Here is a 14,475-nt window from a genome sequence, read left to right on the forward strand (position 1 = left end):
ACTTTTAATCAAGTTGTATGACAACTTGCCGATTCCTGAGCATCATCCCGAAGAAGATGGCGAGGCGTTATCGTGAGCTTTTCACTGTCCTGGCAACAAAAATTCCGCGCCCTGGTCGCGCTCACCCTGATCAGTCTGATTCTGATGGCGGCCGCCTCGTTATGGGCCAACCACCGCGTCAGCACTGCATTACAGGCGAGGGAGCAGGCGGCAGCCTATGCCAGCGCCAGTACCCAGCTGATGAACCACTGGTGGCGACAGAACGCACTGCGCCAACAGATCACCCCCGAACAGCAGGAAGCCTTCAGCAGTGGTCTCAATGAGCTGCAAGAGCTTGTCGGACAACTGTTGACGCAAGCCCAAGCCCTGCAGGACGACGCCACGGTGCAACACGCCCAGCAGATCCAGGCCGTGCTGCTCGAGGAACTGGCCCAACAGCGCCAGTGGCTGAGCCTCAACCAGGCCTTGGGCCTGACCCCCTTCGAAGGCCAGCGCAAAACCCTGACTGAAAGAGGCAAAGCCCTGGAGGCGATCAGCTTCGACCTGATCAAGCCCTTCATAACCAGTGCCCTGAGCAGCCAGCGCGACTATCTGTCGACCTTCGATCCGGCGTTCGCCCAGATTGCCCTGACGGCCATCGGCAAGTTGCAGGAGCAGATCGCCGACCTCGAATGGCAGGACACGCCAATCGGCAAGAACGTGCAGGGCTATGCCCAGGCGTTCACTGACACTCATGACAGCATCGGACGCATCAACGCGACCAACCAGCGCCTGAGTCAGCTGGGCGAGCAACTGCAGACGCGTATCGACGAACAAGCGCAGGCGCTGCAGAGCGGCCTGTTGCTGCGCCGCACCCAGGAAGCTGAACAAGCGCGCCTGTCCGCGCTGTGGATGATGGGGCTGAGTTTCCTGGCGGTCGCCGCCCTGCTCTGCCTCACCTTGCTGCAGGCCTCACGCACGCTGGTCACCCGCCTGCGCAACGTCATTCAGCTACTCACCCAGGTCGCATCCGGCGATCTCACCGGCAAGCTGCCGGTGGGCAACAACCCGCGCGACGAGTTCAACCAGTTGGCCGACGCCGCCAACCGCATGATCCAGGGCATCGGCGGCATCGTTGCCGAAGTGGTCCGTGCCAACGGCGAACTGAGCCGCCTGCATCATCACCTGGGCGATGCCATGCGCCAGTTGGGTGACAACAGCACCCAGGTGGAAATGCAGACCGAACAGGCCGCCTCGGCCTCGCACCAGATCAGCGCCACCCTCAACGACATGGCGCAGCGCACGGCGCAAGTCGGCACCGCCACCACCAGCGCCTACGATGCCGCGCGCAACGGCGGCGAGGTGATCGCCGCCAGCGTCGACAGCATGAGTCGCCTGGCGCAGCTGATTCAGGATACCCATAGCCAGGTCGATGCCCTCGGCCAGAGCAGCGCCCGGGTCAGCGGCATCGTCAATGTGATCAACAGCCTCGCCGACCAGACCAACCTGCTCGCACTGAACGCGGCAATCGAGGCAGCCCGGGCGGGCGATGCCGGTCGTGGTTTCTCGGTGGTGGCCGATGAGGTGCGCTCGCTGGCGCAGAAGACGGTCTCGGCAACCACCGACATCAGCGCCATCGTCGGCGAGTTCCAGCAACAGACCCGGCACATGCACCAATTGATGAGCAACGGTCTGAATCTGGCTGCCGACAGCGAGCGGCATGCCGCTCAGGTAGCCGACGCGATCAGCGCCATCACCTCGGCGATGGAGCGCCTGACCGGCGAAATGAACCAGGTCGTGGTGGCCATCGAGGAAGTCTCCACCACCACCGAGGACATCGCCGACAAGATGGAAACCATCCACGTGCATACCGGGCAGAGCAAGGACCTGCGCCATACCCTGGGCGGCCATACCGAGGGTCTGTCATCCCAGGTCGATGCACTGGGACGCAGCGCCAGGCAGTTCCGCCTGGCCTGAGCCTCATCGACTTTTCCTATATCGGGCGCACGCTTTAATTAGTTGGACGCCTCCGGCAGGCCGTTGAAAAATGACAGCCATGGATGACGGCTACGGCCGTCGCAAGCCGCGCCAGCACCGGCTTACCGGCTGCCTGCCTGAGGAGCTCCCGCGTGAACGATCTGCTTCTGAACTGTGACATCGGCGAAAGCTTCGGCGCCTGGACCATGGGCCTGGACGCCGAGGTCATGCCCTACATCGACTGCGCCAACATCGCCTGCGGCTTCCATGCCTCCGACCCCAGCGTGATGCGCAAGACCGTGGCCCTGGCCGTGGCCCACGATGTCCGCATCGGTGCGCACACCGCCTATCAGGACCTGGTCGGCTTCGGCCGTCGCTCGATGGACTGCACGCCGCAGGAAGTCGAAGACCTGATGCTCTACCAGATCGGTGCGTTGGAAGGCATCTGCCGCAGCCAGGGCACCCGTGTCAGCTACGTCAAACCTCACGGCGCGTTGTATCAGGACATGATGCGCAAGCCCGCCACCCTGCGTGCGGTGATGAGCGCCGTGGCCAAGTACGACCGCCAGCTGCCGCTGATGCTCATGTGCACCCGCGACAACAGTGCCGCCCAGGCGCTGGGCGACGAATTCGGCCTGACCCTGTGGTTCGAAGCCTTCGCTGATCGCGCCTACGACGCCGCCGGTTTTCTGGTCAGCCGCAGCCTGCCGGGTGCCGTGCACCATGACAGCGAAGTGATCGTCAGCCAGGCGCTGACCCTGGCGCGTGGCGAGGCCCTGCAGGCCAGCGACGGCAGCGCACTGCACCTGGCGGCGCAGACCCTGTGCGTGCATGGCGACAACGCCAGTTCGGTGGCGGCCGTGCAACGCATCCGGCAGGCTTTCGACAGCCTGGTTCAGGCATGAAGGCGCCCAACGCCCGGCTGGAAGTCGCCGGCATCGACAGCCTGATCCTGCGCCTGTTCGAGCATATCGATGAAGCCAACATGCCATGGATGCTGGCAGCGCGTACGCGCCTGCAGGCAGCGTTCGGCGGCGCACTGATCGACCTGGTGCCCTCCTACACCACGCTGTTGCTGCACTACGACCTGTGCCAACTCGACAGCGAGCAGGCGCGCGCGAAGGTCGCCGAAGCACTCGATGGCTTGCAGCCTGCCGATGTGCAAGGCGGTCGCGAACACCAGCTGCCCACCTGGTACGACCGCAGCGTCGGCCCGGAGCTGCAACTGCTGGCGCGGCGCAGCGGGCTCAGTGAGGCGGAGGTGATCGCCCGGCACAGCAGCCATGCCTATCAGGTATTCGCCCTGGGTTTCGCGCCCGGCTTCGCCTTCATGGGCCTGGTCGAGGAGATCCTCGCCGCGCCACGTCTGAACACACCGCGCAAGCGCATCGCCGCCGGCAGCGTGGGCATCGCCGAACGGCAGACGGCCGCCTACCCGGTGGTCTCGCCCGGCGGCTGGAACCTGATCGGGCGTACGCCGAGCCGCCTGTTCGGCCGCGATATCGAGGGTTACAGCCTGCTGCAACCCGGCGATCGCGTGCGTTTCGTACCCATCGAGCGCGCCGAATTCATACGCCTGGGCGGTGACGACAGCCCGTTGGAGGCCAGTCAATGAGCGCTCTCGACACCGGCTTGCGCGTCTTGCGCAGCAGCCCCTTCATTCAGTTGCAGGACGGTGGGCGATTCGGTGTGCGTCACCTCGGCGTGACCCAGTGCGGCGCGCTGGACTGGATCGCTCATCGCTGGGCCAACTGGCTGCTGGGCAACCCGCTGGCGGCCGCAGTGGTGGAGATCACCCTGGGCAACGCCGAATTCGAATGTAGCCGCGACGCCACACTGGCGCTGACCGGCGCCGACCTCGGTGCACGGCTGGACGAGCAACCGCTTACACCCTGGTGCAGCTTCGAGGTTCGCAAGGGCCAGCGCCTGAGTTTCGCCCAGCCGCGTCAGGGCGCGCGCGCCTATCTGGCAGCGCCGGGTGGATTCAAGGCACCGCTGGTGCTGGGCAGTTGCGCCAGCATGCTGCGCGAAGGTCTCGGCGGCTTGCAAGGCGATGGCCGCGCCCTCGCTGTCGGCGATGCGCTGGGCTGGACCGGCAGCACAAGCGCAACGCGACAGATGCCCGCCGAGTGCACTCCCGAGTACCAGGATGCACCGAGCCTGCAGCTGGTGTTGGGCGCGCAGATCGGAGACTTCCGCGGCCAGAGCCTGTTCGATGCCTTCAACAGCCAATGGCTGATCGACCAGCGCGCCGACCGCATGGGCATTCGTCTCAACGGCCCGCAGCTGCAATGCCAGCGTGGCTCGATGATCTCCGAAGGCATTCCCCTGGGCGCCGTGCAGGTGCCGCCGGATGGCCAACCAATCATCCTGCTCAACGACCGTCAGACCATCGGTGGCTATCCGCGCCTCGGCGCATTGACACCCCAGGCCGTGGCTCGGCTGGCGCAATGCCTGCCAGGGCAGAGCGTGCACCTGACGCCCACCACGCAGGACAGCGCCCTGCTCGCCCAGCGCCGGCTTCTGGCGCAGTGGCAATAGCGTCGCACCTGGCTGCATGACCCGCCCTCGCCAGAGGCGGGTCATTTCAGCGGTGGCGACATCCCTCGCATTTCTGTTGCCAGACTGTTCATGACCCGCGCCGCGCATAGCGGCTGAAGCCGTAAATGCATTAAAGTCGGCGGTCTGCACGCGCGGCTGTGAAAAGCCGCGCCCATCCGCCAGAAGAGCCCGACGATGGAACACCGTGAAGCGCTGGTCGCGTTACGCCAATTTCTCTCCACCCAGATTCTCGGCCAGGAAAAGCTCATCGAGCGTTTGCTGATCGCCCTGCTCGCCGACGGCCATTTGCTGGTCGAAGGCGCCCCCGGTCTGGCCAAGACCAAGGCGATCAAGGAACTGGCCGAAGGCATCGAGGGCGAGTTCCATCGCATCCAGTTCACCCCCGACCTGCTCCCGGCGGACATCACCGGCACCGAGATCTACCGCCCGGAAACCGGCAGCTTCGTGTTCCAGCAGGGGCCGATCTTCCATAACCTGGTGCTGGCCGACGAGATCAACCGCGCCCCGGCCAAGGTGCAATCGGCGCTGCTCGAGGCCATGGCCGAGCGCCAGGTATCGGTGGGCCGCAGCACCTACGACCTGTCGCCGCTGTTTCTGGTCATGGCCACGCAGAACCCCATCGAGCAGGAAGGCACCTACCCACTGCCCGAAGCCCAGCTCGACCGCTTCCTGATGCACGTGAAGATCGGTTTTCCCGACGCGGCCGTGGAGCGCAAGATTCTCGCCCAGGCCCGTGGCGAGGCCCTCAATGGCGAGGCCAAGCCCGAACACCGGGTCAGCCAGCAGGCGGTGTTCGCCGCGCGCAAGGAAATCCTCGGCCTGTACATGGCCGATGCCGTGGAGGAGTACCTGGTGCAACTGGTCATGGCCAGCCGCACCCCGGCCAAGTTCGATGCCGAGCTGGCCGACTGGATCGCCTATGGCGCCAGCCCGCGCGGCTCCATCGCCCTCGACCGCTGCGCACGCGCCCACGCCTGGCTGGCCGGGCGTGACTTCGTCAGCCCGGAAGATATCCAGGCCGTGCTGTTCGACGTGCTCCGTCATCGCATCATCCTGTCCTTCGAGGCCGAAGCCTCGGGCGTCGATCAGGACCGCGTGATCCAGCGCATCCTCGACGTGGTGGCGGTGGCCTGATGCAGCCGCGCCGCATGCGCTCGTCCCATGTAGCCCGGATGCAATCCGGGACTGATTGCGCTGCGTCCCCGGATTGCATCCGGGCTACGGGCTGAAGCCCATGCAAACCCCGCCCAGCCACCCCGGCATCCATATCGCCCTCGGCGAGTTGATCGACATGCGCCACAAGGTGCATGAAGTGCCGCTGTTCTCCACTCCGGCCCGGCGCAGCCCGTTGATTGGTCTGCATCACTCCAAGCTGCGCGGTCGCGGCGTGGACTTCGACCAGGTGCGCGTCTATCAGCCGGGCGACGACGTGCGCACCATCGACTGGCGCGTCACTGCACGCACCCAGGAGCCGCACACCAAGCTGTTCCATGAAGAGCGCGAGCGCCCCATCTTCATCATCAGTGAACAGAGCCAGCGCCTGTTCTTCGGCTCCGGCCAGTGCTTCAAGTCGGTGCTCGCCGCCCGTGCCGCAGCGCTGATCGGCTGGGCCGCGCTGGGCCATAACGACCGTATTGGCGGCCTGGTGTTCGCCGACAACGAGCATCACGAAGTCAAACCACGGCGCAGCAAACAGAGCCTGCTGCAACTGCTCAACCTGCTGGCCCGCGCCAACCAGGCGCTCGGCCCGGAGAGCCAGGCCAACACCAGCCGCGACCACTTCGGCCTGGCCCTGCGTCGCGCCCGCGAGGTGCTGCGCCCGGGCAGCCTGGTGATCGTGCTGTGCGATGAGCGCGCCCTCAGCGATAACGCCGAGCAGCAGTTGACGCTGCTCGCGCGCCACACCGATCTGTTGCTGCTGCCGCTGTCCGACCCACTCGATCACGCCCTGCCGGCTGCTGGCCTGCTGCGCTTTACCCAGAACGGCGCGCAGCTGGAGCTCGACAGCCATAACGGTGATCTGCGCCAGGCCTATCGCGCCCAGGCCCAGGCCCGCGAGGCGCGCTGGCAGCGTCTGGCGCAGAAGCTCGGCGTACCACTGCTGCCGCTGAGCACACAGTTCGAACTGGTCGAGCAATTGCAGGAGCAGCTCAGCACCCTGCATTCGAGAAAATCCCTATGAACCCCATCGACCAGTTGCAGCCGCTGATCGACCCGCCACCCGTACTCTGGTGGCCGCCGGCACCGGGCTGGTGGTTGCTCGCCGTGCTGCTGCCACTGCTCGGCTGGGGACTGTGGCGCTTGCTGCGCAACTGGCGCCGACGTGCGCCCAAGGTGACCGTGGAACAGGCGCTCGACCCACTGCGCCAGGCGGCGCTAGACGAGCTGGCCATCTTGCGCAAACCCTATGACGGCGCACCCGCCGGCCCCTGGCTGCAGCAGCTCAATGCCCTGCTCAAGCGCCTGTGCCGCGAACGCTATCCGGAGAGCGCCAGCCACACCCTGAGCAGCCGTGCCTGGCTGGCGTTTCTCGATAACCGCTGCCCGGCGGCCGGCCTGACCCGCTGGATGGTTCTGGTCGACGGCAGCTACAGGCCGCAGTGCACCCTGAGCGATAAAGCCATAGTGGAACTCGATCAGGCCATCGCCATCTGGATTCGCAAGCATGTTTGAGTTCGCCTGGCCCTGGGTCTTTCTGCTGGCGCCACTGCCCTGGCTGCTGCGCCTGCTACTGCCGCCGGCCGACAGCGGCGATGCGGCGCTGCGCGTCGGCTTTCTCGACGAGTTGCAGGCCCTGAGCGGTCGCCATGCCCGCGCCGCCCTGCCCAGTTGGCGCCAACAAGCACCGCTGGCGCTGCTCTGGTGCCTGCTGCTGTGCGCTGCAGCACGGCCGCAGTGGGTCGGCGAACCCCTGCCGCTGCCAGCCAGCGGCCGCGACCTGCTGCTGGCCGTGGATGTCTCCGGCTCCATGGACTACGCCGACATGCAGTGGGACGACGAGCCGATCAGCCGGCTGGAGCTGGTCAAACGCCTGCTCGGCGACTTCATCGAAGGCCGCCGTGGCGACCGGGTCGGCCTGATCCTGTTCGGCAGCCAGGCCTATTTGCAGGCACCGCTGACCTTCGACCGCCACACGGTACGCACCTGGCTGGACGAAGCCCTGATCGGCATCGCTGGCAAGAACACTGCCATCGGCGATGCCATCGGCCTGGCAGTGAAACGCCTGCGCCAGCGTCCGGCGCAAAGCCGCGTGCTGGTGCTGATCACCGATGGCGCCAACAACGGCGGCGAAATCGACCCGATGGTCGCTGCGCAACTGGCCGCCGACGAAGGCGTGCGTATCTATGCCATCGGCATCGGCGCCGACCCGCAGCAAAGCGGCGCATTCGGCAGCTTCGGTTTCAGCGCCCTGGATCTGGACGAAACCAGCCTGCGCGCGATCAGCGACGTTACTGGCGGCGAATATTTCCGCGCGCGCAATCAGGCCGAACTGCAGCAGATCGAACTGACACTCGACCGCCTCGAGCCAGTCGCCCAACAACCTACCCTGGCCCGCCCCGCCCTGGCGCTCTACGCCTGGCCGCTGGCACTGGCGCTGCTGGGCTCGCTGTTGCTGGTCAGCCAAGTGCTATGGCCCGACCTGCTGCAGCGGCTGCGGAGGCGTGCATGAGCATGCTCTGGCCTGAGTGGCTGCGCCCGCTGTGGCTGCTGGCAGTGCCGGTACTGGCCTGGCTGCTCTGGCGCCTGTGGCATCGCGAGCGCCAGAGCGGGCGCTGGCAGCTGTTGTTGCCGGCGGCGTTCCATCAGGCGCTGCTCAAGGGCGGCAGCGGCCGCTCCAACAAGCTGCCCTGGCTGGCGCTCAGCCTGGCCTGGCTGCTGGCCGTACTGGCGCTGCTCGGTCCCAGTTGGCAGCGCGTCGAACAGAGCAACCAGAAGCCCGCCGACCCTCTGTTGGTCCTGCTCGAACTGACGCCGCAGATGCTCGCCACTGACGGCCGCCCCAATCGACTGGAGCAGGCCCGGCGCAAATTGCTCGACCTGCTCGAAGCGCGCCGCGACGCACAGACGGCGATCATCGTCTACGCCGGCAGCGCGCACAGTCTGGTACCGCTGTCCGATGACCTGGCCACCAGTCGTAACCTGCTCGAAGCGCTGAAGCCGTCGCTGATGCCGGAGCCGGGGCGCCGAGCCGATCTGGCCGTGGCGCGTGCACTGCAACTGCTCGACCAGGCACAACTGGGCCAGGGTCGCCTGCTGCTGATCACCAGCGCCCTTGATGAAGGGGAACGTAGCGGCATCCAGCAAGCGCTGCAAAAGCGCTCGGTGCCGTTGCTTATTCTCGGCGTCGGTAGCCGCGAAGGCGCCCCGGTGGTGCAGGAAGACGGCAGCTTCCTCAAGGACTCGCGCGGCGCCATCCTGATTCCACGCCTCGATGCACGCGGCCTGCGGGAAACCGCCGAAGCCCATAACGGCCGCTACGCAGCGAGCCGCCTGGACGACGAAGACCTGCGTCGTCTGGGCCTGCTCGACGGCCCGCAGGCACTGCGCGCAGCGAGTGAACCGACATTGCTCGACAGCCATATCGACCAGGGTTACTGGTTCCTGCTGCCGCTGCTGCTGCTCGCCGCCTGCGCCGGTCGCCGCGGCTGGCTGTTCTGCCTGCCGCTACTGCTGATGCTGCCGCCACAGAGCAGCCATGCCTTCGAGTTCAATGACCTCTGGCTACGCCCTGACCAGCAGGGTCAACGCTTGCTGCAGGCGCAGCGCCCGGCCGAAGCGGCGCAACGTTTCGTCGATCCACAGTGGCAAGGCAAGGCGCTTTACGAGGCAGAGGATTATGCCGCTGCCGCGCAGCGCTTCGCCCAGGGTGATTCGGCAGCCGATCACTACAATCGCGGCAATGCCCTGGCCAAGGCGGGCGAACTGGAGGCAGCGCTGGACGCTTACGAACAAGCCCTGGAACGCCAGCCGGAGCTGGCTGCGGCGCAGCACAACAAAGCGCTGGTGGAGCAAGCGCTGCGTCAGCGCGAGAATCATCAGCAATCCGGCGACGGTGATTCGACCGAGCAGCAGGAACACGCGAACGAGCAGCCCGATACCAATGAATCGTCGGCTGGCCAGCCTGCCGAGAGCACTACCACACAGCCCACCCAGCCGGGCAGTAACGGCGACAACAGTGAAAGCAGCGAAGTACAGGGCTCCGCCAATGGCGCCGGGGAAGACACCCAACCCGGCACCAGCAGTGAAACGCCGGGCGACGCCGAGCCCGTTGAGCAACCCCGTACGGAAGCCGATCTGGGCACTGCGGCGGAACGCCGACAAGCGCTGGAACAATGGCTGCGGCAGATCCCGGATGACCCGGCCGAACTGCTGCGGCGCAAATTCTGGTATGAACAGCAACAGCGTCAGGACTCGAATCGATGAAGCGTCTGGTCTTCCTGCTTCTTCTACTGCTCACCGGACAGGCCCATGCCGAAACCTTTTTCGCCAGCGTCGACCGTACCCGCCTGAGCGAAGGCGAAACCGTGGTGCTGACGCTGGAGTCGACCGACCCGACCCGCTTCGGCCGACCCGACCTGACGCCGCTGGAAGAGGACTTCGAGGTGCTCGGCAGTCGCCAGGTCAATCGTCTGAGCAGCATCGGCGATACACCACGCGCCAGCACCCGCTGGATCCTGACCCTGCAGCCACGCCGCAACGGTGAGGTGACGATCCCGGCGATCCGCCTGGAGGACGCCGAAACCCTGCCGATCACGCTGAACGTCGAGGCAGCCGTCAGCGCCGGTAACGGCGAACAGCTGGCACCGGTATTCATCGATGCCAACCTCGACCAGGAGAGTGTCTACGTCCAGGCCCAGGCCGTGCTGACCCTGCGCATCTACCACTCGGTGTCCATGTATGACGACAGCAGTCTGACGCCCCTGCGCATAGCGGATGCGCGTGTCGAGCAACTGGGCGAACCACGCACCTACGAGAAGAGCATCGGCGGCGTGCTGCACGGCGTGATCGAGCTGCAATACGCCATCTATCCGCAGCGCAGCGGCCAACTGGTGATCCCTGGGCAGACCTTCAGCGCCACCCTGGTCGACCGCTCGCGCAACAACGATTTCCTGCCTTTCGGGCCGCGCACGGGCAAGGTCTCGCGGGTCAAATCACCGGACATTCCACTGCAGGTCAAACCCCAGCCGGCCGACTATCCGGCTGACGTGCCCTGGCTACCGGCGCGCGCCCTGGGTCTGGCGGAAACCTGGAACCCGCAACCGGAAACAAGCCAGGTCGGCGACTCCCTGACCCGCCGCCTGATTCTCAAGGTCGATGGTCTTTCCAGCGCCCAGTTGCCGCCGTTACCGGCGACCCAGGTTGATGGCCTGCGGCGTTATCCGGATCAGCCGCAGATGAACGACCAGAAGAGCGAGACGGGCATCATCGGCACCCGCGAAGAACGCGAAGCACTGGTGCCCAATCGCGCCGGCAGTTTCGACCTGCCGCCGCTGGAAGTGGTGTGGTGGAACACCCAGACCGACACGCTGGAACGCACCACCCTCTCCGCCCGCACCCTGCAGGTCGCGGAAAACCCGCAACTGCAGAACGAGGAACAACCCAATACGCCGATGGTGACGACCCAGGTGGTCGAGGGGCCGGACCTGTGGCCCTGGCAACTGGCCTGCGCGCTGTTGAGCCTGACCACACTGCTCGGCTTCGGTCTGTGGTGGCATGCCCGCCGGCAACCGGCGATCCAGCGCGCGGCGCAGAGCGGCCCCAGCCCGCGCACGCTGCTCGACGACATCAAGCGTGCCTGCCAAGCCGGCGATGCCCAGGCCACCCGTCATGCACTCGACGCCTGGGCCCGCCAACAGCCGGAAACCCTCGCCGACATGGCCGCACGCCACGTGCCGCTGTCGGACGCCCTGGACGGTCTCAACGGCGCGCTGTACAGCGAAGTTGGTCAGCAATGGCAAGGCGAGGAGCTGTGGAAAGTGATTCGCAACCTGCCGGCCGCCCAGGAGCCGAGCAGCGCACCGCAGGACAGCAGCGCGCTGCCGCCGCTGTATCCGCGCTAGGCGCGCGATGGGCTTGCAGGATACGCAGTCCGAAGCGTGCAACTGGTAGGGTGGGCTTCAGCCCACCAACAGCGGCTGACCTTGGTGGGCTAAAACGGATCGCCGCCCGGCCCACCCTACGTACTGCGTTAGCGGGTGCGTCCGAGAATCGCGGATAAATCCGCTCCTACGGCGACGGTGAAACACCCCAGCTCAGCGCCAGGCCACCCAGGGACGAAAATAGCACCCACGCTCTGCGTGGGCGCATGAGTCAACAACACTCTCGGATCACAACGACAACGCCAGCCTACGGATTGCAGTCGACGCACAGACCGGTAGGAGCCGGCTTGCCGGCGATACACCCCATATGCCGCAATGATCGCCAGCAAGCTGGCTCCTACACAGGAACGCGTCCTGCGGATTTCCTGGGCTCCCGCATTAGCGGGCGTTTCAGAAGTCCCCAAACCCACATCGGAAACTTTCCGATACGCACATAAAAAAACCGCGGCCCAAGGGCCGCGGTTTTCGTGCTACGCGATGAGCATCAGCCCTTGGCGCGCAGCTTCTCCGGGTTGATCAGGAAGCGGGCCAGTGCCGGCAGCAGCCAGATCGCGCCGATCATGTTCCAGAGGAACATGAAGGTCAGCATCAGGCCCATGTCGGCCTGGAACTTGATCGCCGAGAAGATCCAGGTCGCCACACCGATGGCAAGGCAGACGCCGGTGAACAGCACCGCCTTACCGGTGGACTTGAGCGTCTCGTAGTAGGCCTCCTGCAGCGACAGCCCCTGACGCAGGTAAGTCTCAAGACGGCTGTAGATGTAGATGCCGTAGTCGACACCGATACCCACACCCAGCGCGATCACCGGCAGGGTAGCTACCTTGACGCCGATGCCCATGAAGGCCATCAGCGCGTTGCCCAGCACCGACGTCAGGACCAGCGGCAGAATCACGCACAGGGTCGCGGCCAGCGAGCGGAAGGTCAGCAGACACATGATGCTCACCGCCGCATAAACGGCGATCAGCATGGTGGTCTCGGACGCCGCGATCACCTCGTTGGTCGCCGCTTCGATACCGGCATTACCGGCAGCCAGCACCACCTGCAGGTCATCGTTGCTGTGCTGCGCGGAGAACTCCTCTGCCGCAGCTACCGCGCGCGACAGGGTCTCGGCCTTGTGATCCTCGAGGAACACCAGCACCGGTGCCACCGAGCAGTCGGCGTTGTACAGGCCTTCGGCACGGGCGATGGAGTTGTTCAGCACGTCCTGGTTGCGCGACAGGGTTTCCCATTTCAGGTTGCCCTCGTTCATGCCCTTGATCACCTGCTTGGACACAGTGACCATGGAGATGGCCGACTGCACGCCCTCGGTGTTCGTCATCTTCCACATCAGCTCGTCCATCGCGGCCAGGCTGTCATAGGTGGAGCAGCCCTCGGGGCCGGTCTTGATCATCACCACCAGCACGTCGGAGCTGGTCGAGTAGTTGCGAATGACGAAGTCGTTATCGAGGTTGTAGCGCGAATCCGGATGCAGTTCCGGTGCGCCCTGATCGAGGTCACCGATCTTCAGGTTCTGCCCGTACCAGACACCACCAGCCAGTGCCACCACGGCGATCACCACGGAGATCGGTGCCACCATCGGATGGGCGAAGTTGGAAATGGTACGCCAGACCGGGTGATCCTTGGCGGCTTCCTCACGACTCTTCTTCACCGCACGCTTGCCGATGCCGATGTAGGAAATCAGTACCGGCAGCAGGATCAGGTTGGTCAGGATGATCACCGCCACGCCCATGGACGCACCGATGGCCAGTTCGCGGATCACACCGATATCGATCAGCAGCAGGGTGACGAAACCCACGGCGTCGGACAGCAGCGCCACCAGGCCGGGAATGAACAGCTGACGGAAGGCCATGCGCGCAGCGGAGAGCGCGTCGGTCGCCTCACCCGAGGCCATGGCGATGCCGTTGATCTTCTGCACCCCATGCGAGATACCAATGGCGAACACCAGGAACGGCACCAGCATCGAGTAGGGATCGAGACCGAAGCCCAGGGTATGCAGCAGGCCGAGCTGCCAGATCACCGCGATCAGGGTGGTGATCACCACGGCCAGGGTGCTCTTGAAGCAGTGGGTGAACCACAGCAGCAGAACAAAAGTGATGCCGATGGCGACAGCGAAGAACAGCGCCACGCCAACCAGGCCATCGATCAGGTCGCCGACCTTCTTGGCGAAGCCGATGATGTGCACCTTGACGTTGGGATTCTGCGCCTCGTACTTCTCGCGAATCTTCTCTTCCAGTTCGTGAGAGAAGCTCTGGTAATCCAGCTTGATCAGCTTGCTCTGATCATTTGGGTCCGGATAGGACTCCAGCAATGGCACGTCGACGATGCTGGACTTGAAGTTGTTCGCCACCAGACGACCGATCTGGCCCGACTTGAGGATATTGCTGCGCAGGTCTTCGAGGCTATCGGCAGAACCGTCGTAGGTCTGCGGGATCACCTCGCCGCCGGCGAAGCCTTCTTCGGTCACTTCGGTCCAGCGTACGCTCGGGCTCCATAGCGACTTGAGACCGGAACGGTCGACGCCGGGGATGTAGAACACCTCGTCGTGGACCTGACGCAGGGTCTCCATGTACTCCTTGCTGAAGATGTCGCCATCGGTGGCCTCCACCGAAATCCGCACGGTATTACCCAGGTTGGCCAGGTCGTTACGGTGCTCGAGCATCTTCTGGATGTAGGGGTGGCCCAGCGGAATCATCTTCTCGAAGCTGGTCTGCGGGCGCACCTGGGCAGCCTGGTAGAACAGGAAGATGCTGATCAGCAGGCAGATCAGAATCACCGCCGGGCGATTGTTGAAAATCAGCCGCTCGAGAAAGGAGGCAGGCTTGTGTTGAGGCTTGGTCATGCAAAGGCTCCCGGCTTG

At 65.1% G+C, this 14,475-nt stretch carries 11 protein-coding genes; 10 read left to right on the top strand and 1 reads right to left on the bottom strand.

All coding sequences use genetic code 11. From position 1 onward, the window contains the following. Window positions 1-72: 72 nt before the first annotated feature. The 10 genes from BLR77_RS20930 to BLR77_RS20975 all read left to right on the top strand — a co-directional run bounded on the left by BLR77_RS20930 (window position 73) and on the right by BLR77_RS20975 (window position 11,579). On the top strand, window positions 73-1,956 hold the full coding sequence (locus BLR77_RS20930) for a methyl-accepting chemotaxis protein (protein WP_074681438.1): 1,884 nt from the start codon (window positions 73-75) through the stop codon (window positions 1,954-1,956). Window positions 1,957-2,108: 152 nt separating this feature from the next. Continuing rightward, window positions 2,109-2,861 carry a 5-oxoprolinase subunit PxpA gene (locus BLR77_RS20935; protein WP_074681440.1) on the top strand — a complete coding sequence of 251 codons (753 nt, stop codon included), beginning with the start codon at window positions 2,109-2,111 and terminating at the stop codon, window positions 2,859-2,861. Further along, complete coding sequence (locus BLR77_RS20940; RefSeq protein WP_074681442.1) at window positions 2,858-3,571, top strand: 5-oxoprolinase subunit B family protein; 714 nt, start codon at window positions 2,858-2,860, stop codon at window positions 3,569-3,571. The genes BLR77_RS20935 and BLR77_RS20940 overlap by 4 nt, the downstream gene beginning before the upstream one ends. After that, the gene (locus BLR77_RS20945; protein WP_074681444.1) at window positions 3,568-4,497 is read left to right on the top strand and encodes a 5-oxoprolinase subunit C family protein; all 930 of its coding nucleotides are present in this window, start codon (window positions 3,568-3,570) and stop codon (window positions 4,495-4,497) included. Before BLR77_RS20940 ends, BLR77_RS20945 begins: the two co-directional genes overlap by 4 nt. A 195-nt stretch (window positions 4,498-4,692) precedes the next feature. After that, window positions 4,693-5,652, top strand: coding sequence for an AAA family ATPase (locus tag BLR77_RS20950; protein ID WP_074681446.1), 960 nt, complete (start codon window positions 4,693-4,695; stop codon window positions 5,650-5,652). 100 nt (window positions 5,653-5,752) lie between these two features. Continuing rightward, entirely contained in the window at window positions 5,753-6,700 is a 948-nt protein-coding gene (locus tag BLR77_RS20955) for a DUF58 domain-containing protein (RefSeq protein WP_074681448.1), read from the top strand. Beyond that, window positions 6,697-7,191: a DUF4381 domain-containing protein gene (locus tag BLR77_RS20960; protein ID WP_074681450.1), complete on the top strand. Its 495-nt coding sequence runs from the start codon at window positions 6,697-6,699 to the stop codon at window positions 7,189-7,191. Before BLR77_RS20955 ends, BLR77_RS20960 begins: the two co-directional genes overlap by 4 nt. Further along, window positions 7,184-8,188, top strand: a complete 1,005-nt coding sequence (locus BLR77_RS20965; RefSeq protein WP_074681452.1) for a vWA domain-containing protein — start codon at window positions 7,184-7,186, stop codon at window positions 8,186-8,188. Before BLR77_RS20960 ends, BLR77_RS20965 begins: the two co-directional genes overlap by 8 nt. Next, the gene (locus BLR77_RS20970) at window positions 8,185-9,942 is read left to right on the top strand and encodes a VWA domain-containing protein (protein WP_074681454.1); all 1,758 of its coding nucleotides are present in this window, start codon (window positions 8,185-8,187) and stop codon (window positions 9,940-9,942) included. The genes BLR77_RS20965 and BLR77_RS20970 overlap by 4 nt, the downstream gene beginning before the upstream one ends. Then, window positions 9,939-11,579, top strand: coding sequence for a BatD family protein (locus tag BLR77_RS20975; protein ID WP_074681456.1), 1,641 nt, complete (start codon window positions 9,939-9,941; stop codon window positions 11,577-11,579). Before BLR77_RS20970 ends, BLR77_RS20975 begins: the two co-directional genes overlap by 4 nt. Before the next feature lie 523 nt (window positions 11,580-12,102). On the opposite strand, the gene BLR77_RS20980 is transcribed toward BLR77_RS20975, so the two are convergent. After that, on the bottom strand, window positions 12,103-14,457 hold the full coding sequence (locus BLR77_RS20980) for an efflux RND transporter permease subunit (RefSeq protein ID WP_074681458.1): 2,355 nt from the start codon (window positions 14,455-14,457) through the stop codon (window positions 12,103-12,105). Window positions 14,458-14,475: the final 18 nt, after the last annotated feature.

The organism is Ectopseudomonas alcaliphila, assembly GCF_900101755.1.
GTDB lineage: Bacteria > Pseudomonadota > Gammaproteobacteria > Pseudomonadales > Pseudomonadaceae > Aquipseudomonas > Aquipseudomonas alcaliphila.

What these genes read in the sequence shown, in the direction of transcription:
- BLR77_RS20940 (WP_074681442.1), top strand. Translation starts at nt 2,858, where the DNA reads ATGAAGGCGCCCAACGCCCGGCTGGAAGTCGCCGGCATCGACAGCCTG.
- BLR77_RS20945 (WP_074681444.1), top strand. Translation starts at nt 3,568, where the DNA reads ATGAGCGCTCTCGACACCGGCTTGCGCGTCTTGCGCAGCAGCCCCTTC.
- BLR77_RS20950 (WP_074681446.1), top strand. Translation starts at nt 4,693, where the DNA reads ATGGAACACCGTGAAGCGCTGGTCGCGTTACGCCAATTTCTCTCCACC.
- BLR77_RS20955 (WP_074681448.1), top strand. Translation starts at nt 5,753, where the DNA reads ATGCAAACCCCGCCCAGCCACCCCGGCATCCATATCGCCCTCGGCGAG.
- BLR77_RS20960 (WP_074681450.1), top strand. Translation starts at nt 6,697, where the DNA reads ATGAACCCCATCGACCAGTTGCAGCCGCTGATCGACCCGCCACCCGTA.
- BLR77_RS20965 (WP_074681452.1), top strand. Translation starts at nt 7,184, where the DNA reads ATGTTTGAGTTCGCCTGGCCCTGGGTCTTTCTGCTGGCGCCACTGCCC.
- BLR77_RS20970 (WP_074681454.1), top strand. Translation starts at nt 8,185, where the DNA reads ATGAGCATGCTCTGGCCTGAGTGGCTGCGCCCGCTGTGGCTGCTGGCA.
- BLR77_RS20975 (WP_074681456.1), top strand. Translation starts at nt 9,939, where the DNA reads ATGAAGCGTCTGGTCTTCCTGCTTCTTCTACTGCTCACCGGACAGGCC.
- BLR77_RS20980 (WP_074681458.1), bottom strand. Translation starts at nt 14,457, where the DNA reads ATGACCAAGCCTCAACACAAGCCTGCCTCCTTTCTCGAGCGGCTGATT.